The following is a 22145-nucleotide window of genomic DNA, read 5'->3' on the forward strand; positions in this document are numbered from 1 at the left end:
GTAATTACCGCTTATGGCTGGTCACGCCTCGGCATCGGTCATTATTCCAATGATTCGTTGCAAGTCGTCCACCGACCCGAACTCGACCACGATCTTGCCCTTACGTTTGCCAAGACTGACTGTCACCCGGGTATCGAAGGCGTTCGACAGCCGGTCAGCAACGTCTTGCAGTCCCGGCATCTGGATCGGCTTACGCCGCGGCGGTGTCGGGGTGCTTGCGTCGCTGCGGTTGGCCAGAGTCACCGCCTCCTCGGTGGCTCGCACCGAGAGTCCTTCCGCAACGATCCGGCTTGCCAGTTCTTCCTGAGCCTCCGGGCCGGCCTCCAGCGATAGCAGTGCGCGGGCATGCCCCGCGGACAGCACGCCCGCAGCCACTCGCCGCTGGACCGGGATCGGCAATTTCAGCAACCGGATCATGTTGGTGATCAGCGGCCGAGAGCGGCCGATCCGGGCGGCCAGCTCATCGTGGGTGACGCCAAACTCATCGAGAAGTTGTTGATATGCGGCGGCTTCCTCCAAGGGATTCAGCTGTACCCGGTGGATGTTTTCCAGCAGAGCATCGCGCAGCAGGTTGTCATCGCCGGTTTCCCGCACGATGGCCGGGATGGTTGCCAGCCCCGCCTCTTGAGCCGCTCGCCACCTCCGCTCCCCCATGACGATCTGGTAGGGCGCACCGCTTTGCGCTCCGTCGACCGTGCGCACCACGATCGGCTGTAAGAGGCCGAACTCGCGGATGGAATGCACCAATTCCGAGAGCGCTTCTTCATCAAAGACCTGCCGCGGCTGGCGGGGGTTCGCCTCGATATCCCCCGGCGCAATCTCTCGGTACACCGCGCCCATCGCCGCGGCATCCGCGACGGGGCCACCGATAACGACATCGGCGGCGGCCGAACCCATCCGGGGTCCAAAGCCTTGCGCGCCGGATTCGCCTTCGGCGGGGCCGGTGGGTATCAGCGAGGCCAGTCCCCGTCCGAGGCCGCCCTTTCTGCGCGAAGGCTGCGTCATGCCCGTTCCTTCCCGGTCTGTGGTCGATCACGCTGAGCGAGTTCGCGGCTGGCATCGAGGTAACTCATCGCCCCGCGCGAGCCGGGGTCGTAATCGATGATCGTCATGCTGTAGCCCGGCGCTTCGGAGACTTTGACGCTGCGCGGTATGACGGTGCGAAGGACCTTGTCGCCGAAGTAGCTGCGGACTTCTTCGGCCACCTGGTCGGCCAGTTTCGTCCGCCCGTCGTACATCGTCAAAATGACGGTGGTGACTTCCAGGTCCGGATTGAGGTGAGCCTTCACCATCTCGATGTTGCGCATCAGCTGCGAGACGCCTTCCAGTGCGTAGTACTCGCACTGGATCGGGATCAGGACCTCCGGGGCCGCCACAAGCGCGTTGATTGTCAGCAGGCCCAACGATGGCGGGCAGTCCACAAAGACGTAGTCAAAGTCGAATTGGTCGAGCTCGGCCAGAGCGTTGCGCAAGCGATTCTCGCGCGCGACCATGCTTACCAACTCGATCTCCGCGCCGGCTAGATCGATAGTGGCCGGTACACAGAAGAGTCGGTCGCTGTGTGGGCTACGCCGTAGCGCCTCGCGTAATGAGACTTCACCAATCAGCACCTCGTATGACGATGGGGTGCCCGACTGACGATCGGTGATCCCGAGTGCGGTGCTCGCGTTACCCTGCGGGTCGAGATCGATAACCAGTGTCTTGAGTCCTTGGATCGCCAGGGCCGCCGCGAGGTTGACGGCGGTGGTGGTCTTGCCGACGCCCCCCTTCTGGTTGGCGATGGTGAAGACCCGGCGTTGATGCGGCGGTTTCAGGGGGTCATGGGTCGTATGCAAGACCCGCATCGCTCGCTCGGCGGCAGCGCCGATCGGGGTATCAAACTCACTCGATGTTTCACGTGAAACATTCACCGTCGGATTGTCCGCCGATTCCGCCGCGGACGCTACCCCGTCCGCGTCCGGCCCGGTCGCCTCCACCGCTTCCGCCGCATCGGCCTCGCCCGTGGCGACACCAGCCGGTGTCCCGGTAGCGGCGTCCGATCCCTTGTCCACCCCGGCGGGACCGCCGGGTTCAGCGTCAACCTTCGCCGCCGCGGAGCCTCCCGCACCGGGCACGGGAATTCGTAATAGCCTCATGCCGGTGCTCTCCCCGTTCGCCGGGGAGAGACCCGTCGGTTGGGCCCACGGGTGTCCCCGCGTCGGGCTACCACCACGGTTGCGGGCGGTTGCAAGTAGTTCGCGCCACATGGCACTACCCTGACATCCGCGGCACCCAACGACTCCATTACACGCCGGTGCTCGCGCACTTCATCGGGAGCTCGCTCCCCTTTGATCGCCAGCATTCGCCCCTCCCGCTTCAACAACGGCATACTCCACTTCGTCAGTTTGTCCAACGCGGCCACCGCTCTCGAAACCGCGGCATCACTGCCGCCGAGGCGCTCTCGCACCGACCGTTCCTCCGCGCGGCCTCGCACGACTTCCACGGCCAAACCGAGGTCTGTGACGACCTCCTGCAAAAATTCGACGCGCCGCAGCATTGGCTCCAGCAAGACGACCTGGAGGTCGGGGCGGGCTATCGCCAACGGTAGGCCCGGCAGACCCGCCCCGCTTCCGATGTCTACGACGCGTTCGCCGTGATCCTGAAGTTCACCGATCACCGCGGAGTTCAAGACGTGACGTTCCCAGAGCCGGTCCACCTCACGCGGTCCGAGCAATCCCCGCTCGACACCGGCGGTGGCCAGCCAATCGGCATAACGTTGGGCGAGCTCGAGGCGCGGTCCGAAAATCGCCGACGCGGCATCATCGAGGGGCTGTGTCATCGCTCCGAACTCTCGGCCGGCTCGTGAGTCGGGCCATGTTTCACGTGAAACATTCTCCGCTCTTCTTGCACCCAACAGACCGCAACCGCAATAACTACATCGCCGTAACTCGATCGGCACCCGTTACGGCAGGGTCCCGATCCGCTTACGGATCAGTCGCGCAGAAGGACGACGCGCCGTGCCGGCTCGATGCCTTCACTTTCGCTGTGCACACCCGGCACCGCCGCCACCGCGTCGTGCACGATCTTGCGCTCGAACGGGGTCATCGGCGACAGCTCCTCGCGTTCACCGCTGTCGGCCACCCGACGCGCCACCTTGTCGCCCAGCGCCGCCAACTCCTCGCGACGCTTGCGCCGCCAGCTGGCGATGTCGAGCATCAGGCGGCTGCGCACACCCGTCTTCTGGTGCACCGCCAGCCGGGTGAGTTCTTGGAGCGCATCCAGGACCTCTCCCCCACGGCCTACCAACTTGTTCAGGTCGTTGCCACCGTCGATGCTCACCACCGCACGGCTGCCCTCGACGTCCAGATCGATATCCCCATCGAAGTCGAGCAGGTCCAACAACTCTTCCAAGTAGTCACCGGCGATCTCGCCCTCGGCGACCAAACGCTCCTCGAGGTCGTCTCCCTCGGCGGCGCCATCGGCCGGCGGTGTCTTCTCTGCCACGTCACTTTCCAGTTCGGTGATGTCAGCCTCGGTCATAGCCCTATCTCCCCTCAGTCACGGGTTGGTGGTCGCGAAAATTCGCGGGGTCTTTTCTCTAGTGGCTCAGCACCGGTGCTCCGGCTGAGCCGACGGCGCTGGCGCGCCTACGGTTACCGTTTACGTTTTTTGGGCCGCACACCCGGGCGCGGAGTTCGATTGGTTGGCGAGCTGTTGCGCGCGGTCGAGTTCGGCTTGTCCCGCTTGGTGTCGCCGGACGGAGCTTCCTCGCCCGAAGTCTCGGTCGCGTCGGTGTCCGAGACGTCCTCTGACTCCGCTGGCGATCCATTGCTGCCCGCCACCGCTTTGGGTGTGCGCTTCGGCTTGGCTCCCGGCGCGGGAGCGTTGGCCGCCCGCCGCTCCAAGGCCTCCTGCTTTTTCGCCTCTTCCTCTTTCTCGATCATGCTGAAGACGTAGTGCTGTTGACCGAACGTCCAGATGTTGTTCGAGAACCAGTACAAGATTATGGCCAGCGGAAGAAACGGCCCACCGACAACCACGCCCAGCGGAAAGACGTAGAGAGCCAGTTTGTTCATCATCGCGGTCTGCGGGTTAGCGGCCGCCTCGGGACTCTGCCGAGCGACCGAGGCCCGACTGTTGAAGTAGGTTGCGACACCGGCCAGAACCATCACCGGAACACCCACCGCGATCACCGCGGGCCGACTGAAATCGACGAACGCGTCCAGCCCGCCTCGCTGCGTCATCGAGGCACCGATCGGCGCGCCGAACAGGTTCGCGTCCAGGAAGTGGCCCACATCGGTCGGGGTGAAGACATAGTTTCCGGTGAGCCGGTTCTCCACCACTGATAAGTGCGGCTGACCGAACCCACCCGTTGTCCGATTGAACGAACGCAACACGTGGTAAAGCCCCAAGAACACCGGAATCTGCGCAAGCATCGGCAGACAGCCCAGGATCGGGTTGAACCCGTGCTCCCGTTGCAGCTTCTGCATCTCGAGCGCCATGCGCTGGCGATCCTTGCCGTACTTCTTCTGCAACGCCTTGATCTGTGGCTGCAGCTCCTGCATTTGCCGCGTGGTCCGGATCTGGCGCACGAACGGCTTGTACAGCAGGGCGCGCAATGTGAAGACCAAGAACATCACCGACAGCGCCCAGGCGAAGAAGTTCGAGGGGCCTAGCACCAAAGCGAACAGCTTGTACCAAACCCACATGATCCACGACACCGGGTAGTAGACGAAGTCGAGGCTGAAAAAATCAAACAAAAAACTCACTCTCCCCTTGCTTCACCGCGGGACTGCACCCAGCCTCGTCGGCCCGGCAACCCTGGCGCTCCGGTATCGGATCCCAACCCCCTTGGTGCCACGGCCCACACTTTGCGAGTCGGGCGACCGTCAGCCAACTGCCCCGAATCAGTCCGTACTCGGAAAGCGCATCCACCGCGTACTGACTGCAGGTTGGGATAAAACGACACGAGGCCGGCCGCAACGGCGAGACCATGTGCCGATAAAGCTCGATCACATAAATGAGTCCGCGCGCTGCCAACCGGCCGCTGGTTCTCACCATGCCTGGGCCACTCGATGCCAACGAGGTCACCGGTCGGCACACGCCGATTCGAACGCCCGTTGCAATCCGCTACGCAGTTGCTGCTCCAGCCATGCCGAGGACACGTGGCGGCTGCTCGGCAACGCACGAATCACAACTCGATCGCACGGATGAAGGTTCATCAGCATCGGACGGGCCACATGTCGCAGTCGACGCGCAACTCGGTGACGTTCCACTGCTGTACCCACGGACTTGGCGATGATCAGCCCAACCCGGGGGCTGCTGTTTGCAGCGCATTCCTTGGCCCGACGGACGTGAACGATGACGTCGGGCTGCACGGTGCGCACCCCTTGTCTGACCGTCGCGTCAAACTCAGTCGACCGCCTCATGCGGTTGCGTGCGGACAGCACCGCTGGGAAACCCGGCGCTGCGATCAGGCAGTTAATGCACGGCGGCCCTTACGGCGCCGACCAGTAACAATGGCCCTCCCAGCGCGGGTCCGCATCCGCAGACGGAAGCCGTGAACGCGGGCTCGCCGCCGGTTGTTCGGCTGGAAGGTCCGCTTGCCCTTGGCCACGACATTCTCCTCGGTGTCTCTGGCATAACCAACCGGCCGCCAACATCCTCACTGTCGGCCGGAGGTGGTCTCGCTACTGGCCGGCGCGGTCCCTCAATACAAGATTCAGGTCGCAGCCGCATCGCCTACTTTCGGGCGACTGTTTGAGGGTACTGACGAGCCTTCTCCTGGTCAAACCTCGCCAGCCTCAATAGACCCACCCTGAACCGAATCGACCGCCAAATCTGAGTCACAAAACCACCCTCACAGCCAACCCTCAACCGAATACCAGAGAACTGTTGGCAGCCGCACCGAAAACTGTTAGCTTCGGGCAGTGCTGTTTTCGGATTGAAACGGCGGCCGACAATGAAGCGAGGATGGCGGATCAACTAGCTGCCCAGACAACCGCTTGGTTGTACGCAGCGCGGAGATCGCGAGCCGTTGCCGATAGGCTGTGGCCCGCCATTGGTCGTCCTTTCCGCACCTGTGCATAACGGTGTGGATAGTGTGGCCCATAATTCCACTGCTATGTCGGATCAGGGAGATGCGTCGTTGACCAATGACCCCGGTTCCGGTTTCGCCGCAGTGTGGAATGCCGTCGTCGCTGAGCTCAACGGAGAACCCAACACTGATGGTGATGCCGGCACCGGCACCACTTTGACCAGTCCACTAACCCCCAGCAAAGAGCTTGGTTGAACCTCGTCCAACCGCTCACCATCGTTGAGGGGTTTGCTCTGCTGTCGGTCCCGAGCAGCTTTGTGCAAAACGAGATCGAACGCCACCTGCGCACCCCGATCACCGCAGCGCTGAGCCGTCGGCTTGGACAACAGATCCAGCTCGGCGTCCGCATCGCCCCGCCGCCCGCCGACGATGATGACGATTCGGTGGCCGCCGCGGTCGAGGACCCCGGCCTCGAAGCGTCACCAGAAACGTCACAAGAAGTCTCCGACGAGATCGATGACTTTGGCGAAAACGCGCCAAATTCGCGGCAAAGCTGGCCGACGCACTTCAAGAAGCGCTCAACCGACACTGATACCAGCGCTAGCGCCGGCGGTACCAGCCTCAACCGCCGCTACACGTTCGACACCTTCGTCATCGGAGCCTCCAACCGATTCGCGCACGCGGCCACTCTGGCGATCGCCGAGGCACCCGCCCGTGCCTACAACCCACTTTTCATCTGGGGCGAGTCCGGACTGGGCAAAACACACCTGCTGCACGCCGCGGGGAACTACGCACAGCGTTTGTTCCCGGGCATGCGCGTCAAATACGTGTCCACCGAGGAATTCACCAACGACTTCATCAACTCGCTGCGTGATGACCGCAAAGTCGCCTTCAAACGCAGTTACCGCGACGTCGACGTATTGCTCGTCGATGACATCCAGTTCATCGAAGGCAAAGAAGGTATCCAGGAAGAGTTCTTCCACACCTTCAACACGTTGCACAACGCGAACAAGCAGATCGTGATCTCCTCGGACCGGCCGCCCAAACAGCTGGCCACTCTCGAAGACCGGCTCAGAACCCGGTTCGAGTGGGGACTGATCACCGACGTTCAACCCCCCGAGCTGGAAACCCGCATCGCGATCTTGCGCAAGAAGGCGCAGATGGAGCGACTCGCGGTGCCCGACGATGTCCTAGAACTGATCGCCAGCAGCATCGAACGCAACATTCGCGAACTCGAGGGTGCGCTCATCCGTGTCACCGCGTTTGCCTCGTTGAACAAGACCCCCATCGACAAGGCACTTGCCGAGATCGTGCTGCGTGATCTGATCGCCGACGCCGGCACCATGCAAATCAGCGCGGCCACCATCATGGCTGCCACCGCCGAATACTTCGACACCACGGTCGAAGAGCTCCGCGGCCCTGGCAAGACCCGAGCGCTAGCTCAGTCGCGACAGATCGCTATGTACCTGTGCCGGGAGCTCACTGACCTGTCACTACCCAAGATCGGCCAGGCATTCGGGCGCGACCACACCACGGTCATGTACGCCCAGCGCAAGATCCTGTCCGAAATGGCCGAGCGCCGTGAGGTCTTCGATCACGTCAAGGAGCTCACCACCCGCATTCGGCAGCGCTCCAAGCACTGATCCGCGGCCAGCTCCAGTAATTTCTGCAAAAAACTTCTCTCACGTTAGTCACACGAGTTACACGACGCCGGTGTGTGTAGTCCTGTGCACAAACGGCTGCAGACATTCATGTAATTTTCGGACTGGAGTGCACACCGCCCGTCCCATCCCCAACAGGCCAACACAGACCACACAGCCACCCGCAGCGTGATCCACAGCCCCACCGGTCCTCTAGCTGCGTCAAGACCCGGCTGTCCCCAGAATTAACACCCCTTATTACTGTTATTGAGATCTCTTCGATGATTGTTCTTTGAAGAACAGCGTTGGGGACATCCGCTACACAGCGCCGCATCGCAGCGCGTGTCGGCTGACTTGTCGTCACTGACAGCGAGCTTTCAAGTTCGGGCTTGAAGCTCTACGGTTGGTGTTCGACTGTCGTTGCGGACGTCTTCGTGTAACTACACGCCACTGACGTACGAAGCGGTCAGTCCCACCTGCCGGCGGCAAAGTCGGCTCATGGATTTACGGGTTTTGAACTCACTGTTAGGTGAAGGGACGCAATGGACGCGGCTACGACACGAGCTGGTCTCACCGACTTGAAATTTCGTTTGGTGCGCGAGTCCTTCGCCGATGCGGTGTCGTGGGTCGCAAAAAACTTGACCACCAGGCCTGCGGTGCCGGTGCTGTCGGGGGTGTTGTTGACCGGCTCCGACGAGGGGCTGACCATCTCGGGTTTTGACTACGAGGTTTCCGCAGAAGTCCGGGTTCCCGCCGAAATTGCTTCTCCTGGAACGGTTTTGGTATCAGGGCGATTGCTGTCCGACATTACCCGGGCACTGCCGAACAAGCCGGTCGACTTCTACGTCGACGGTAACCGCGTCGCGCTGACCTGTGGGAACGCCAGGTTTTCACTTCCGACGATGGCGGTTGAGGATTACCCGACGCTGCCCACACTGCCCGAGGACACCGGCACGCTGCCCGCCGAGCTGTTCTCCGAGGCGATCGGTCAGGTCGCCATCGCCGCAGGTCGTGATGACACCTTGCCCATGTTGACCGGTATTCGTGTAGAGATCTCAGGCGAGAAAGTGGTTTTGGCGGCCACCGACCGGTTCCGCCTGGCAGTTCGCGAGTTGACCTGGAATGCGTTGTCCCCGGACATCGAGGCGGCGGTGTTGGTGCCGGCCAAGACCCTGGGCGAGGCGGCCAAAGCCAACACCGATGGTTCGGAAGTCCGGTTGTCGTTGGGCGCCGGTATGGGGGTTGGCAAGGACGGCCTGCTGGGTATCAGCGGTGACGGCAAGCGCAGCACCACGCGGCTCCTTGACGCGGAGTTTCCCAAGTTCCGTCAGCTGTTGCCGGCCGAACACACCGCGGTGGCCAGCGCCGATGTGGCTGAGCTGACCGAGGCGATCAAGCTGGTCGCCTTGGTGGCCGACCGCGGCGCCCAGGTGCGCATGGAGTTCGCCGATGGAATGTTGCGGCTTTCGGCCGGAGCCGATGACGTCGGACGGGCCGAAGAAGACATTGCCGTTGAGTTCGCGGGTCAACCCTTGACCATCGCGTTCAACCCGACATATCTGATCGACGGGTTGGCCTCGTTGCATTCCGAGCGGGTGTCGTTCGGTTTCACCACGCCTGGCAAGCCGGCGCTGTTGCGGCCAGCGTCCGCTGAGGACCGGATTGTCAGCGGTCCCGGGGATCAAGGTCCCTTCGCGGCGGTGCCGACCGACTACGTCTATCTGTTGATGCCGGTTCGGTTGCCGGGCTGACCACCATGGTGCCGAAATAGGTGTACGTCCGGCATTTGGGATTGCGTGATTTCCGTTCGTGGGCGCACGCGGATCTTGAACTGGGGCCCGGACGAACGGTGTTCGTCGGTCCGAACGGATTTGGCAAGACCAATATCATTGAGGCGCTGTGGTATTCGGCCACATTGGGGTCGCACCGGGTCGGTACCGACGCGCCGTTGATCCGCGCGGGTGCCGACCGAGCGGTGATCTCGACGATCGTGGTCAATGACGGTCGAGAATGTGCGGTGGATCTGGAGATCGCCGCAGGCCGTGCTAACAAGGCGCGGTTGAATCGATCACCGGTGCGCAGCACGCGCGAGGTGATCGGTGTTTTGCGGGCGGTGTTGTTTGCCCCCGAAGATCTGGCCTTGGTGAGTGGGGACCCGGCGGATCGTCGCCGCTACCTCGATGACTTGGCGACGTTGCGCCGACCGACCATTGCCGGCGTGCGTGCCGACTACGACAAGGTGCTGCGGCAGCGCACCGCATTGCTGAAATCCGTTTCAGGAGCACGGTTTCGGGGAGACCGCGGCGCGTTGGACACCTTAGATGTATGGGACAGCCGGCTGGCGCAACATGGTGCGGAACTGATGGCGGCCCGCATTGATTTGGTGCGTCTACTGGAACCGGAAGTGGAGAAGGCATATCAGCTGCTGGCGCCGGAGTCGCGGTCAGCGGCGATCGCGTATCGAGCCAGCATGGATGCATTCGTGGCTGCCGACGACGCCGCGCCGGATCGTGTCACCCTGGAAGAAGGGTTGTTGGCGGCGTTGGCCGCGCGCCGTGATGCCGAGTTGGAGCGGGGTGTGTGTCTGGTGGGTCCGCACCGTGACGACTTGGAATTGCGTCTCGGCGACCAGCCGGCAAAGGGCTTTGCCAGCCATGGGGAGTCATGGTCAATGGCGGTGGCGCTGCGATTGGCGGCCTTTGCGCTGCTGCGCGCCGACGGTAGCGAACCGGTCTTGTTACTCGACGATGTGTTCGCTGAGCTCGATGCCGCCCGTCGCACGGCTTTGGCAAGGGTCGCCGAGTCGGCCGAACAAGTCTTGGTAACCGCGGCGGTGCTCGAAGACATCCCTTCGGGCTGGGATGCTCGCAAGGTGCATATCGATCTGCGTGACAGTGCCGACGGCCGGGTATCGGCGGTGCAGTCGTGAACGGTGACGGCGAACAGCCCGGGCCCGGTGACGGCGCAGCACGTGACGAATTGCCCGGCATGGACTTGGTGCGGCGTGCTTTGGCCGAAGCGCGGGCGGCAGCGCGCGCCCGTGGCCAAGACCCGGGGCGAGGTTTCGCCGCGGGGCCCGCGCCGCGACGTGTGGCGGGGCGACGCCGTAGTTGGTCAGGACCCGGGCCGGACACCAGGGATCCGCAACCGCTGGGTAAGCTGACGCGCGACTTGGCGAAAAAGCGCGGGTGGTCCGGTCACGTCGCGGAAGGCACCGTGCTGGGTCAGTGGAGTCAAGTGGTCGGCGCGCAGATCGCCGATCACGCAACGCCCACGGCGCTCAATGAGGGTGTGTTGAGTGTGACGGCCGAATCAACGGCGTGGGCGACACAGTTGCGGATCATGCAATCACAACTGTTGGCCAAGATCGCCGCAGCGGTGGGCAACGGCATGGTGACCTCGCTCAAGATCACCGGCCCGGCCAGTCCGTCGTGGCGCAAAGGGCCCCGACACATCGCTGGTAGAGGCCCTCGCGACACCTACGGCTAGGTCCCACGCGGACAAATGCGACCCCTCGAATCGAGTCCACGGCCATGGAGGTCTCAGATCGGCTAGGACGAGATGGACCCGCATCTCCAACGTCGGGACGCATCGGGAAGCAAGATATCGAGCGCACGGCGCAGTTAGATAGGTAGAAACGCGCCCAGAGAATCGGTGCGGACAACCACTCACGGTAGAGTGGAGGAGTGACTGCTGCGGTGACTGGACCGCGCGCATCCAACCCCGAGGAGAACATTCGGACCGTGGCTGCCCAGAAGAAGAAGGCACAAGACGACTACGGCGCTTCGGCGATCACCGTTCTCGAAGGCCTCGAGGCCGTCCGTAAACGCCCCGGTATGTACATCGGGTCCACCGGTGAGCGCGGTCTGCACCACCTGGTGTGGGAGGTCGTCGACAACTCGGTGGACGAGGCGATGGCCGGCTACGCCACCCAGGTGAACGTGCGGCTGCTCGATGACGGCAGTGTCGAGGTCGCTGACAACGGCCGAGGCATTCCGGTCGCGATGCACGCCACCGGCGCCCCGACCGTCGACGTCGTCATGACCCAACTGCACGCCGGCGGCAAGTTCGGCGGCGAGAACAGTGGTTACAACGTCAGTGGTGGTCTGCACGGCGTGGGTGTGTCGGTGGTCAACGCGCTGTCCACCCGACTGGAAGTCGACATCAAGCGCGACGGATACGAGTGGTCGCAGTTCTACGACCGCGCCCAGCCGGGCACCCTCAAACAGGGCGAGGCAACCAAGAAGACCGGAACCACCATCCGGTTCTGGGCCGACCCGGACATCTTTGAGACCACCGAATACGACTTCGAGACGGTGGCGCGGCGCCTGCAGGAGATGGCGTTCCTCAACAAGGGCCTGACCATCAATCTCACCGACGAGCGGGTCACCCCGGACGAGGTCGTCGACGACGTCGTCAGTGATACCGCCGAAGCACCAAAGTCCGCCCAGGAGAAGGCCGCCGAATCGACCGCGCCGCACAAGGTCAAGAGCCGCACCTTCCACTATCCCGGCGGTTTGGTCGATTTCGTCAAGCACATCAACCGCACCAAGAGTCCTATTCAGCAGAGCATCGTCGACTTCGAGGGCAAGGGCTCCGGCCACGAAGTCGAAATCGCGATGCAGTGGAACGGTGGCTACTCCGAGTCGGTGCACACCTTCGCCAACACCATCAACACCCATGAGGGTGGAACGCACGAAGAAGGCTTCCGCAGTGCGTTGACCTCGGTGGTGAACAAGTACGCCAAAGACAAGAAGCTGCTCAAGGACAAGGACCCCAACCTCACCGGTGACGACATCCGCGAGGGGTTGGCCGCGGTCATCTCGGTGCGGGTGGCAGAGCCGCAGTTCGAGGGTCAGACAAAGACCAAGCTGGGCAACACCGAGGTCAAGTCGTTTGTCCAGAAGGTTTGCAACGAACAGCTCACCCACTGGTTCGAGGCCAATCCTTCGGAAGCCAAAACCATTGTGAACAAGGCGGTCTCCTCGGCGCAGGCACGTCTCGCCGCGCGCAAGGCGCGAGAGTTGGTGCGGCGCAAGAGCGCAACCGATCTCGGTGGGCTGCCCGGTAAGTTGGCCGACTGCCGCTCGACAGATCCGCGCAAGTCGGAACTGTATGTGGTGGAGGGTGACTCCGCCGGCGGCTCGGCAAAGAGTGGCCGCGATTCGATGTTCCAGGCGATCCTGCCGCTGCGCGGCAAGATCATCAATGTCGAAAAGGCACGCATCGACCGAGTCCTGAAAAACACTGAAGTCCAGGCGATCATCACCGCGTTGGGTACCGGTATTCACGACGAATTCGACCTCTCGAAGCTGCGCTATCACAAGATCGTCTTGATGGCCGACGCCGACGTCGACGGCCAACACATCTCCACGTTGTTGTTGACCCTGTTGTTCCGCTTCATGCGTCCGCTGATCGAGAACGGCCACGTGTTCCTGGCACAGCCGCCGCTGTACAAGTTGAAGTGGCAGCGCACCGAACCCGAGTTCGCCTACTCCGATCGGGAGCGCGACGGCCTCCTCGAGGCTGGGCTCAAAGCCGGCAAGAAGATCAACAAGGAAGACGGCATTCAGCGTTACAAAGGTCTGGGCGAGATGGACGCCAAGGAGCTGTGGGAAACCACGATGGACCCATCGGTTCGGGTGCTGCGCCAGGTGACCCTCGACGATGCGGCGGCCGCCGACGAATTGTTCTCCATTCTGATGGGCGAAGACGTCGATGCACGCCGCAGCTTTATCACCCGTAATGCCAAAGACGTTCGGTTCCTGGACGTTTAGACCCCGAGTCCGCGTTTTGACTGAGCAAACGAGGAATAGATGACAGACACGACGCTGCCGCTTGGTGGTGAAGCTAGTGACCGGATAGAACCGGTCGACATTCAGCAGGAGATGCAGCGCAGCTACATCGACTACGCGATGAGCGTCATCGTCGGCCGGGCCCTGCCCGAAGTCCGCGACGGGCTCAAGCCGGTACACCGCCGTGTGCTCTATGCCATGTATGACTCCGGGTTCCGGCCGGACCGCAGTCACGCCAAGTCGGCGCGCTCGGTCGCCGAAACGATGGGTAACTACCACCCGCACGGTGACGCGTCGATCTATGACACCTTGGTGCGGATGGCGCAGCCGTGGTCGCTGCGCTACCCGCTGGTCGACGGTCAGGGTAACTTTGGGTCGCCGGGTAATGACCCGCCAGCCGCCATGCGGTACACCGAGGCTCGCCTGACCCCGCTGGCGATGGAAATGTTGCGTGAAATCGACGAGGAGACAGTCGATTTCATCCCGAACTACGACGGTCGGGTGCAGGAACCGACGGTGTTGCCCAGCCGGTTCCCCAACCTGTTGGCCAACGGGTCCGGCGGCATCGCGGTCGGCATGGCCACCAACATCCCGCCGCACAACTTGCGTGAACTCGCCGAAGCGGTGTTCTGGTGCCTGGAAAACCACGACGCCGACGAAGAGGCGACGCTGGCCGCGGTCACCGACCGCGTCAAGGGACCCGACTTCCCCACCTCGGGTCTGATCGTCGGTACCCAAGGCATCTCCGATGCCTACAAGACCGGTCGCGGTTCCATCCGGATGCGCGGAGTCGTTGAGATAGAGGAAGATTCGCGCGGCCGGACATCACTGGTCATCACCGAGCTGCCGTATCAGGTCAACCACGACAACTTTATCACCTCGATCGCCGAGCAGGTTCGCGACGGCAAACTGGCCGGCATCTCCAACATCGAGGATCAGTCCAGCGACCGGGTGGGCCTGCGGATCGTCGTCGAGATCAAACGCGACGCCGTGGCCAAGGTGGTCCTCAACAACCTCTACAAGCACACCCAGATGCAGACCAGCTTCGGCGCCAACATGCTGTCCATCGTCGATGGCGTACCGCGCACCCTGCGTCTGGACCAGATGATCCGCTACTACGTCGAACACCAACTCGACGTGATCATCCGACGCACCACCTACCGGCTGCGAAAAGCAAATGAGCGGGCCCACATTCTGCGCGGTCTGGTCAAGGCGCTGGACGCGCTCGACGAGGTGATCGCACTGATCCGGGCGTCGCAGACGGTCGACATCGCCCGCGCCGGCCTGATCGAGTTGCTCGACATCGACGAGATCCAGGCCCAGGCCATCCTGGACATGCAGCTGCGGCGGCTGGCCGCCCTGGAACGCCAGCGCATCGTCGACGATCTGGCCAAGATCGAGGCCGAGATCGCCGATCTGGAAGACATCCTGGCCAAACCGGAACGCCAGCGCGCCATCGTGCGGGACGAACTCGCCGAGATCGTCGACAAGCACGGCGACGACCGTCGTACCCGGATCATCGCCGCCGACGGCGACGTGAGCGATGAGGACTTGATCGCCCGCGAGGACGTCGTCGTCACGATCACCGAAACCGGCTACGCCAAGCGGACCAAGACCGACCTGTACCGCAGCCAGAAGCGCGGCGGCAAGGGCGTGCAGGGTGCCGGTCTCAAGCAAGACGACATCGTCCGACACTTCTTCGTCTGCTCAACGCATGACTGGATCTTGTTCTTCACCACCCAGGGCCGGGTCTATCGGGCCAAGGCCTACGAACTGCCCGAGGCGTTACGCACCGCGCGTGGGCAGCACGTGGCGAACCTGTTGGCATTCCAGCCCGAGGAACGCATCGCCCAGGTGATCCAGATCAAGAGCTATGAGGACGCGCCCTACTTGGTGCTGGCCACCCAGAACGGGTTGGTCAAGAAATCCAAGTTGACCGACTTCGACTCCAACCGCTCCGGGGGGATCGTGGCGATCAACCTGCGCGGTGAAGACGAACTCGTTGGCGCCGTGCTGTGTTCGTCCGAGGAAGACCTGTTGCTGGTCTCGGCGAACGGTCAGTCGATTCGGTTCTCGGCGACCGACGAGGCGCTGCGGCCGATGGGCCGGGCCACCTCCGGCGTGCAGGGCATGCGGTTCAACGCCGATGACCGGCTGCTGTCGCTGAATGTGGTCCGAGAGGGCACCTACTTGCTGGTGGCCACGGCGGGCGGCTACGCCAAACGCACTGGGATCGAGGAGTATCCGGTCCAGGGCCGCGGCGGCAAGGGCGTGCTGACCATCATGTACGACCGCCGGCGTGGCCGGCTGGTCGGCGCGCTGATCGTCGATGACGACAGCGAGCTCTACGCGATCACCTCCGGTGGCGGTGTCATCCGTACCGCGGCTCGCCAGGTCCGCAAGGCGGGACGGCAGACCAAGGGCGTTCGGTTGATGAACCTCGGCGAGGGTGACACGCTGTTGGCCATCGCCCGCAACGCTGAAGAAAACGCCGACGAAGCTGTCGCGGAAGCAACCGACACCGACGAGTCCAGCAACTAGGGCCGGGGCGGGGTACACCCGCCCTGGGGCAAAGCGTGGGGCCATTAGACTCAGCGACCTGGGTACATACGTTAGGAGTCCGGGTGACCTCACCGAACGATCCAGGCGCCCCCAATATGGGCGACAACTTCAATGGGGACGCCGCGGTCGACCGTTCCGGCGTACACCGGGCGGGGACGGGGCCCGGCCGGCTACCCGATCCAGCGGATTCACCGCCCTGGCAGCGGGGCGCGGCGCGACCGGGAAACCCGGGGCCACGCCCACCCGAACAGTCCGGTGAGGGGCGGGTGCCCGGTCCGACGTCGGCCGCCGACGCTCGGCTGAGCCGCTTCATCTCCGGTACGTCGGCGCCGGCCGGCGGGCCGGCTTCGGTCAAGGCCCCGCCGCCGGAGGCCGAAGCCCCACCGGTGCGTGGCGAGAACCTCCCGGCGGAGGTCTACGCCAGCGAACTGCCCGATCTGTCCGGACCGGCTCCCCGACCCGTGCAGCGCAAGCCCGCCCCCGATCGTGGGGCGGACAATTCCGGGGCCCATCCGATGGCCGGTGCGGCACGGTCGGCGGCCGCCGAAGCCCGGGAATCGCGGGAATCGCGCTTCCAGGTGTCGTCTCGGCGGGCGGCGCGCGGCCCGGTACGGGCCAGCATGCAGATCCGACGGATCGATCCGTGGAGCACGCTGAAGGTGTCGGGGCTGCTCTCGGTGGCGCTGTTCTTCATCTGGATGATCGCGGTGGCCTTCCTGTACCTGGTTCTGGGCGGTATGGGCGTGTGGGCCAAGCTCAACAGCAACGTCGGCGACCTGCTGAACAACACCAGCGGCAGTAGCGCGGAGCTGGTCTCCAGCGGAACCATCTTCGGCGGTGCCGTGCTGATCGGCTTGGTGAACATCGTTTTGATGACGGCGATGGCCACCATCGCGGCATTTATCTACAACCTGGCGACCGATCTGATCGGCGGTATCGAGGTCACCCTGGCCGATCGCGACTAGCGGTTTTGGGAGTCGGGCACCCATTGCGGTAATCTCGTCGCTTGGCCGTATGCGCAATACGGGCCTATAGCTCAGGCGGTTAGAGCGCTTCGCTGATAACGAAGAGGTCGGAGGTTCGAGTCCTCCTAGGCCCACGACCATGTGCCCATCAAGACATAGCGTGCCGCTCGTGTTGCTGCTGGTAGCGACTGCTGTGGTAGCAGCATCGGTGCGGGCACGGCGCAGCGTCGAGGTCTGGCACGTGGCGCCGGATCCGGATTCTGGATTCGTACCCGGTTATCCACCCGGTCACGACGAGGGGCCTTAGCTCAGTTGGTAGAGCACCGCCTTTGCAAGGCGGGTGTCAGGGGTTCGATTCCCCTAGGCTCCACAAATCATCTGTCTGACCTCGGCTGGTCGCCCACTTTCCCGGCATGAGGGTCGTTGTGCGCCGAACTCGTCACACCGACCATGCGCGCACTGCAATGTTGCGGATTTGCTCCCGATCACCGAATCAAGGATCAATCGTGGTGAATGTGAACCGACCCGACTATGTACTGGGCCATTCGGACTACGAGTTGGGCCGCCTGGGCCGCCAGGCCATCCTGCTGGACGCGACCACGCGCGAGTACCTGGCCACCGCGGGCCTTGAGCCCGGGATGCGGGTGCTCGATGTGGGCAGCGGTCCCGGAGACGTCGCGTTTCTCGCCTCGGAGCTGACGATGCCCGGCGGCGAGGTGGTCGGAACGGACCGGGCGGCCGGCGCGGTGAGCGCGGCATCGGCGACCGCGGCGGCGCGGGGGCTATCCGAAACCGTTCGCTTCCGGCTGGGTGACCCCGCCGACTTGAGCTTCGAGCGGCCATTCGATGCGATTGTGGGCCGCTACGTCCTGACCTTCCAGGCCGATCCCGCCGCCATGCTGCACCGACTGTCTCAACATCTGGTGTCTGGCGGGATCGTGGCGTTTCACGAGCCGGACTGGAGTGCCGTCCGCTCGTCGCCACCGGCGCCCACCCACGACCGCTGCTGTCACTGGATCCGCGAGGCGTTGGACCGCACCCACACCTCCTGGGACATGGCCGACCGCCTACACAACGCCTTCACCGGTGCCGGGCTACCGGCACCGACGTTGACCATGCGGACCTTCATCGGGGCCGGGCGTGCGGCCGCGGTGTGGCTACAAGCCCTCGCCGATCTGGTTGAGACGCTGCTGCCGACCATCCAGGCCCAGGGTGTGGCGACCGCGACCGAGGTCGGTATTGAAACGCTGACGCAGCGGCTGCTCGAGGAGGTCAGCGATCTGGGTGCGACGGTTATCGGACGCTCCGAGGTCGGAGCGTGGACCCGCACCCCGCACAGCGGCTAGCACCGCGACCAGGACGGGCCGGTCACGTCAGCCGCCGGCCCGGTTCGCGTTGGCGTGAATGGCCTCGCGACAGTAGGCCGCGACCCCCGGCAACCCGAATGATTCGTCGTAGGTGGCGATGTACCTGGGGTCGCTCACGTACATGTCGCCCAGGTTGCGGTGAAAGGCCGGCGGGCAGTCGTAGAACCAGCGATTCACGTGGCGGCGGTGTTGCTCCGCCGCGTTCATAGCCTCCTCGGAGTCGGCCGGCAGCCCAGCGCGGAAGGCGTCGGACAAGGCCTTCTCAATGGCTTGGCCCTCGGCCTTGATCCGAACCCACTCGTCCTTGCCGTAGGACTTGGTGCGGCGTTGGGATTCCTTCCACTCCGCGGTCTCGCCCCACTTCTGCTCGGTCTCGACCCGGTAGTCGTCGAAGCCGTCACCGAAGAGTTCGCGCATGTCGTCGTCGGTCATGGGGGTGTTGGTCATGGCTTTCTCCAATGCCAGATCGATTGCCTCGACGAGGTCCTTCATCTCATCGAGTCGCGCCATGACGCGTTCGCGCTGACGAACCAGGTGGCTGACCGCATTGCCCTCGTCGAGCAGCCGCGCGATCTCGTCGAGCAGCAGCTCGAGTCGGCGGTAGACGATGACCTGGGACAGGCGCGTCAGGTCCGCCGACGTGTAAACCCGGTAACCCGAGGCCGCACGTCGACTCGGGATCAACAACCCGATTTCGTCATAGTGGTGAAGCGTGCGCACCGTGATGCCGAATCGCTCCGCGACCTGGCCCACGGTGAGTCCGTCCACCGGCGTCTCCTGCGTCACGTCGATCAGGTTGGCGCCTCACGTCGCGTGAGGGTCAAGCCGTCGTGATAGGCGGCCTAGTTGCCCGAGTCCATGGGCACGCTAAGCGAGTCCTAGGGACGCGGCTGGACGTCAACGCTGGGTGGGCGCGGGGACGGCTCGGGCTGCGACGAACGGCGCACCACGGTGAATGCCACCGCACCGCCGGCCACGACAACCACGGTGACCGCCCCGGCAATCACCCAGGGACGCTTACTGCGGCCCTGCTTGCGCCGGGCCTCCTGAATCACCTGGGGCAGATTGGCGACCACTTCTTGAGCGGCGGCCAGCTCCTGGGCAATCGCTTCCTGAGCGGCGGCAACCTCGCGGGCCAAGCGGCCCTGGGGGTACCGGCGGCGAAGCTCCGACGCGGTCGACTGCGCAGAGTGCACCCCGAGTCCCACAACACCTCGGGTCACATCCACCGGCCCCACCGCCGTGTAGGTCAGCCCGCGGGTCAGTCGCTCCCGTGGCGTCAACCGTGCTTCCGCCTGCTCTCTCATCTGCCGCCTCTCTACTGTCGTGCCAAACCGTCTTGCCAGGCCCTGGCCCAGAGCTACTCCGGTCCCTCCACAGACTGCCACCATTAGGGCGTTCGCGGGCCCATTGCCCGCACACGGCTTCCCACGAGTCGGAATGACACCGGCTGCGGCCGGGCCCGTCTGTAATGGCAGACTGTGATTCCGTGACTAACAGCCCAATTCAGACTGCAACCGCCACGCTGCGCACCAACCGCGGGGATATCAAGGTCGCCCTCTTCGGGAACCACGCTCCCAAGACCGTTGCCAACTTTGTCGGCCTTGCGCAGGGCACCAAGGAATATTCGACCCAGAACGCATCCGGTAGCACCTCCGGCCCGTTCTACGATGGCGCTGTCTTTCACCGGGTGATCCGGGGCTTCATGATCCAGGGCGGCGACCCCACCGGCACCGGCCGCGGCGGACCGGGCTACAAGTTCGCTGACGAGTTCCACCCGGAGCTGCAATTCGACAAGCCCTACCTGCTGGCGATGGCCAACGCCGGGCCGGGCACCAACGGCTCGCAGTTCTTCATCACCGTCGGCCCGACGCCGCACCTGAATCGGCGCCACACGATCTTCGGCGAGGTGAGCGACCCGGACTCACAGGGTGTGGTGGAGGCGATCGCGACGACCTCCACCGACGGCAGCGACCGGCCCACCGAACCGGTCGTGATCGAGTCGATCACTATTTCCTGACACCTTCAGCTCAACGTTTGCCGCGGCCGGCATAGCCGGCCGCGGTGAGCGCGTCGAGTACGTCGAGCGGATCGGTACCGAGATCCCACCGCGACAAGACGAACATGGCGTCGTTGTCCCCCTCGATCTCGAGCAAACGGACCGTGCGCGCATGGCGACGGAATTCGTTGATCCGGATGATCTTGATGCTGGCGGGGCGCAGCAGCTGAGTCCGAAGCCAGCCGCGGATCGCTAGGCCCTCACGCGTGATTGCCAGCTTTGGCCGCGCGCGCCACGATCCGCCCGCAAACAAGATCAGACCCAGTGCGGCAACGCCTGCCAGAATGCGCCCAGGCGGGTCTGTGACGACGGTCACAGCGGCGGTAGCCATCAAAACGCCAGCGAGCGCACAACCAGCGATTCCCGCCGTCCGCGGCGACCATTGTGTTTGCTGCATGCGCTACTTCAGCCCTCCGACCAAGGGGGATACGGTTATCCACAGACGCTATCAACAGTGGGGATAAATCACACGCGTGTGATTGAACTACAAAAGAGTTGCTGGCGCGGTGACCCACCTACCCAGTAATGAATTCATTACGGGTGTGGTTTGGGTCAGTGCCAGCGCATCGTCAGCAACAATCCGGTGATCATGAAAGCGAACGCGATCGCGTAGTTCCACGGACCCAGCTGAGCCATCCAATTGAGCGCCGCGGGAGCTTGACTACCGACGGCAGCCAACTGGAACACCATCAACCAGACCAGGCCGATGAGCATCAAACCGATGAACAACGCGACGAACCAGACGCTGGAAGGGCCGACCTTCGCCTTCACTGGGGTGCGGCTCACCGGCTTGACGGTGAAGTCGTTCTTCTTACGGACCTTCGACTTGGGCATTGGTACCTCGAAATACCTCAACAACACAATGAGCGGGACAGGACTGCAACGATTACGGTTGCAGCATTAGGCATAGCTTTGCCACGAGACTAACCCAACCGGCCCTGTGACCAGGAAATGGAGGCGGCATGACCGATGAGCGCCGCTCGCCGTGGCGCTTCGGCGTTCCGCTGGTGTGCCTACTGGCCGGTCTGCTGCTGGCCGCCACCCACGGGGTCTCCGGCGGCGCGGAAATCCGCCGCAGCGATGCACCACGACTGGTGGACCTGGTCCGTCAGTCGCAGTCGTCGGTCAACCGCCTCAGCGCTGAGCGCGATGCCCTCACCGCGCGGATCGACGCGAACCACCTGCGGTCCTCTGATGCCGCCCTGACGGCGATGCTGCGCCGAGCCCGCGAGTTGGCCAGCGAGGCCGATATGGATCCGGCGCACGGCCCGGGCCTGGTGGTCACGCTCAACGACGCGCAGCGCGACGCCAACGGCCGCTTCCCGCGCGACGCCTCCCCCGATGACCTGGTGGTGCACCAACAAGACATCGACGCCGTTCTCAACGCGATGTGGAGTGCCGGCGCCGAGGCGATTCAGATGCAGGACCAGCGCATCATCGCCAACTCGGTGGTTCGCTGCGTCGGCAACACCCTGTTGCTCAACGGTCGCACCTACAGCCCGCCCTACATCATTACCGCGATCGGTGATGCGGCCGCGATGCAAGCGGCGCTCGAGGCGGCACCACTGGTGGTCCTCTACAAGCAGTATGTGGTGCGCTTCGGTTTGGGCTACCGCGAGGAAGCCAAATCCGATGTGAATGTCGCCGGGTACTCCGAACCGGTCCGGATGCACTACGCGCAGCCGCTCGGTCCGGTGGGCTACTGAGCCGACCAGAACTCGGGCCGGACGGTAACCTGTCA

At 63.8% G+C, this 22145-nt stretch carries 21 protein-coding genes, 2 tRNA genes and 1 pseudogene; 12 read left to right on the plus strand and 12 right to left on the minus strand.

Annotation, left to right across the window (positions count from 1 at the left end):
- Window positions 1–21 precede the first annotated feature (21 nt).
- From CKW46_RS02325 to rpmH, 8 genes are all read right to left on the minus strand, one after another.
- Entirely contained in the window at window positions 22–1005 is a 984-nt protein-coding gene (locus CKW46_RS02325) for a ParB/RepB/Spo0J family partition protein (protein WP_015357729.1), read from the minus strand.
- On the minus strand, window positions 1002–2135 hold the full coding sequence (locus CKW46_RS02330) for a ParA family protein (RefSeq protein WP_243706817.1): 1134 nt from the start codon (window positions 2133–2135) through the stop codon (window positions 1002–1004). The genes CKW46_RS02325 and CKW46_RS02330 overlap by 4 nt, the downstream gene beginning before the upstream one ends.
- On the minus strand, window positions 2132–2818 hold the full coding sequence (gene rsmG, locus CKW46_RS02335; RefSeq protein ID WP_482052751.1) for a 16S rRNA (guanine(527)-N(7))-methyltransferase RsmG: 687 nt from the start codon (window positions 2816–2818) through the stop codon (window positions 2132–2134). The genes CKW46_RS02330 and rsmG overlap by 4 nt, the downstream gene beginning before the upstream one ends.
- Before the next feature lie 152 nt (window positions 2819–2970).
- Window positions 2971–3519: a Jag family protein gene (locus tag CKW46_RS02340; protein ID WP_482052752.1), complete on the minus strand. Its 549-nt coding sequence runs from the start codon at window positions 3517–3519 to the stop codon at window positions 2971–2973.
- Between the two features lie 113 nt (window positions 3520–3632).
- Window positions 3633–4748: a membrane protein insertase YidC gene (gene yidC / locus CKW46_RS02345; RefSeq protein WP_015357733.1), complete on the minus strand. Its 1116-nt coding sequence runs from the start codon at window positions 4746–4748 to the stop codon at window positions 3633–3635.
- Window positions 4732–5040: a membrane protein insertion efficiency factor YidD gene (gene yidD, locus CKW46_RS02350; protein ID WP_011742528.1), complete on the minus strand. Its 309-nt coding sequence runs from the start codon at window positions 5038–5040 to the stop codon at window positions 4732–4734. The genes yidC and yidD overlap by 17 nt, the downstream gene beginning before the upstream one ends.
- 26 nt (window positions 5041–5066) lie before the next feature.
- The gene (rnpA, locus tag CKW46_RS02355) at window positions 5067–5429 is read right to left on the minus strand and encodes a ribonuclease P protein component (protein ID WP_117437685.1); all 363 of its coding nucleotides are present in this window, start codon (window positions 5427–5429) and stop codon (window positions 5067–5069) included.
- A gap of 23 nt (window positions 5430–5452) precedes the next feature.
- Window positions 5453–5596, minus strand: a complete 144-nt coding sequence (rpmH, locus tag CKW46_RS02360; protein ID WP_011742530.1) for a 50S ribosomal protein L34 — start codon at window positions 5594–5596, stop codon at window positions 5453–5455.
- A gap of 531 nt (window positions 5597–6127) precedes the next feature.
- On the opposite strand from rpmH, the pseudogene dnaA reads away from it, so the two are divergent.
- From dnaA to CKW46_RS02410, 10 genes and pseudogenes are all read left to right on the plus strand, one after another.
- Window positions 6128–7659 (plus strand): annotated as a pseudogene (gene dnaA, locus CKW46_RS02365) (chromosomal replication initiator protein DnaA).
- A gap of 539 nt (window positions 7660–8198) precedes the next feature.
- On the plus strand, window positions 8199–9407 hold the full coding sequence (gene dnaN, locus CKW46_RS02370; RefSeq protein ID WP_015353880.1) for a DNA polymerase III subunit beta: 1209 nt from the start codon (window positions 8199–8201) through the stop codon (window positions 9405–9407).
- 20 nt (window positions 9408–9427) lie between these two features.
- On the plus strand, window positions 9428–10585 hold the full coding sequence (gene recF, locus CKW46_RS02375) for a DNA replication/repair protein RecF (protein WP_041298578.1): 1158 nt from the start codon (window positions 9428–9430) through the stop codon (window positions 10583–10585).
- A gap of 59 nt (window positions 10586–10644) precedes the next feature.
- The gene (locus CKW46_RS02380; RefSeq protein WP_252872664.1) at window positions 10645–11145 is read left to right on the plus strand and encodes a DUF721 family protein; all 501 of its coding nucleotides are present in this window, start codon (window positions 10645–10647) and stop codon (window positions 11143–11145) included.
- A 254-nt stretch (window positions 11146–11399) separates the two neighbouring features.
- Window positions 11400–13433 (plus strand): DNA topoisomerase (ATP-hydrolyzing) subunit B, encoded by a 2034-nt coding sequence (gyrB, locus tag CKW46_RS02385; protein ID WP_036427061.1) that lies wholly within the window; start codon window positions 11400–11402, stop codon window positions 13431–13433.
- A gap of 39 nt (window positions 13434–13472) precedes the next feature.
- On the plus strand, window positions 13473–15992 hold the full coding sequence (gene gyrA, locus CKW46_RS02390; RefSeq protein WP_482052753.1) for a DNA gyrase subunit A: 2520 nt from the start codon (window positions 13473–13475) through the stop codon (window positions 15990–15992).
- Between the two features lie 83 nt (window positions 15993–16075).
- Window positions 16076–16978: a DUF3566 domain-containing protein gene (locus CKW46_RS02395; protein ID WP_482052754.1), complete on the plus strand. Its 903-nt coding sequence runs from the start codon at window positions 16076–16078 to the stop codon at window positions 16976–16978.
- Window positions 16979–17038: 60 nt separating this feature from the next.
- Window positions 17039–17112, plus strand: a tRNA-Ile gene (locus tag CKW46_RS02400).
- Between the two features lie 163 nt (window positions 17113–17275).
- Window positions 17276–17348, plus strand: a tRNA-Ala gene (locus tag CKW46_RS02405).
- A gap of 136 nt (window positions 17349–17484) precedes the next feature.
- The gene (locus CKW46_RS02410; RefSeq protein WP_015353885.1) at window positions 17485–18324 is read left to right on the plus strand and encodes a class I SAM-dependent methyltransferase; all 840 of its coding nucleotides are present in this window, start codon (window positions 17485–17487) and stop codon (window positions 18322–18324) included.
- Window positions 18325–18351: 27 nt separating this feature from the next.
- Here CKW46_RS02410 and CKW46_RS02415 read toward each other — a convergent pair whose 3' ends face one another.
- A complete protein-coding gene (locus tag CKW46_RS02415) occupies window positions 18352–19113 on the minus strand; it encodes a MerR family transcriptional regulator (RefSeq protein ID WP_015353886.1) in 762 nt (253 codons plus the stop codon).
- A gap of 110 nt (window positions 19114–19223) precedes the next feature.
- The gene (cwsA, locus tag CKW46_RS02420; protein WP_015353887.1) at window positions 19224–19652 is read right to left on the minus strand and encodes a cell wall synthesis protein CwsA; all 429 of its coding nucleotides are present in this window, start codon (window positions 19650–19652) and stop codon (window positions 19224–19226) included.
- A gap of 164 nt (window positions 19653–19816) precedes the next feature.
- Here cwsA and CKW46_RS02425 point away from each other — a divergent pair, with 164 nt between their 5' ends.
- Window positions 19817–20365, plus strand: coding sequence for a peptidylprolyl isomerase (locus CKW46_RS02425; protein ID WP_015353888.1), 549 nt, complete (start codon window positions 19817–19819; stop codon window positions 20363–20365).
- 10 nt (window positions 20366–20375) lie between these two features.
- On the opposite strand, the gene CKW46_RS02430 is transcribed toward CKW46_RS02425, so the two are convergent.
- The gene (locus CKW46_RS02430; protein ID WP_015353889.1) at window positions 20376–20801 is read right to left on the minus strand and encodes a PH domain-containing protein; all 426 of its coding nucleotides are present in this window, start codon (window positions 20799–20801) and stop codon (window positions 20376–20378) included.
- 155 nt (window positions 20802–20956) lie between these two features.
- Window positions 20957–21238 (minus strand): cell division protein CrgA, encoded by a 282-nt coding sequence (gene crgA, locus CKW46_RS02435; protein WP_117437698.1) that lies wholly within the window; start codon window positions 21236–21238, stop codon window positions 20957–20959.
- A 128-nt stretch (window positions 21239–21366) separates the two neighbouring features.
- Here crgA and CKW46_RS02440 point away from each other — a divergent pair, with 128 nt between their 5' ends.
- On the plus strand, window positions 21367–22110 hold the full coding sequence (locus CKW46_RS02440) for a DUF881 domain-containing protein (RefSeq protein WP_015353890.1): 744 nt from the start codon (window positions 21367–21369) through the stop codon (window positions 22108–22110).
- The last annotated feature ends 35 nt before the right edge of the window (window positions 22111–22145 follow it).

Source organism: Mycobacterium liflandii (genome assembly GCF_022354805.1).
Taxonomy (GTDB): domain Bacteria; phylum Actinomycetota; class Actinomycetes; order Mycobacteriales; family Mycobacteriaceae; genus Mycobacterium; species Mycobacterium marinum.

Excerpts from the sequence above, each read along its gene's own strand:
- CKW46_RS02325 (WP_015357729.1), bottom strand. The coding sequence starts at position 1,005 with ATGACGCAGCCTTCGCGCAGAAAGGGCGGCCTCGGACGGGGACTGGCC.
- CKW46_RS02330 (WP_243706817.1), bottom strand. The coding sequence starts at position 2,135 with ATGAGGCTATTACGAATTCCCGTGCCCGGTGCGGGAGGCTCCGCGGCG.
- rsmG (WP_482052751.1), bottom strand. The coding sequence starts at position 2,818 with ATGACACAGCCCCTCGATGATGCCGCGTCGGCGATTTTCGGACCGCGC.
- CKW46_RS02340 (WP_482052752.1), bottom strand. The coding sequence starts at position 3,519 with ATGACCGAGGCTGACATCACCGAACTGGAAAGTGACGTGGCAGAGAAG.
- yidD (WP_011742528.1), bottom strand. The coding sequence starts at position 5,040 with ATGGTGAGAACCAGCGGCCGGTTGGCAGCGCGCGGACTCATTTATGTG.
- dnaN (WP_015353880.1), top strand. The coding sequence starts at position 8,199 with ATGGACGCGGCTACGACACGAGCTGGTCTCACCGACTTGAAATTTCGT.
- CKW46_RS02380 (WP_252872664.1), top strand. The coding sequence starts at position 10,645 with ATGGACTTGGTGCGGCGTGCTTTGGCCGAAGCGCGGGCGGCAGCGCGC.
- gyrA (WP_482052753.1), top strand. The coding sequence starts at position 13,473 with ATGACAGACACGACGCTGCCGCTTGGTGGTGAAGCTAGTGACCGGATA.
- cwsA (WP_015353887.1), bottom strand. The coding sequence starts at position 19,652 with ATGAGAGAGCAGGCGGAAGCACGGTTGACGCCACGGGAGCGACTGACC.
- CKW46_RS02425 (WP_015353888.1), top strand. The coding sequence starts at position 19,817 with ATGGCAGACTGTGATTCCGTGACTAACAGCCCAATTCAGACTGCAACC.
- CKW46_RS02430 (WP_015353889.1), bottom strand. The coding sequence starts at position 20,801 with ATGCAGCAAACACAATGGTCGCCGCGGACGGCGGGAATCGCTGGTTGT.
- crgA (WP_117437698.1), bottom strand. The coding sequence starts at position 21,238 with ATGCCCAAGTCGAAGGTCCGTAAGAAGAACGACTTCACCGTCAAGCCG.
- CKW46_RS02440 (WP_015353890.1), top strand. The coding sequence starts at position 21,367 with ATGACCGATGAGCGCCGCTCGCCGTGGCGCTTCGGCGTTCCGCTGGTG.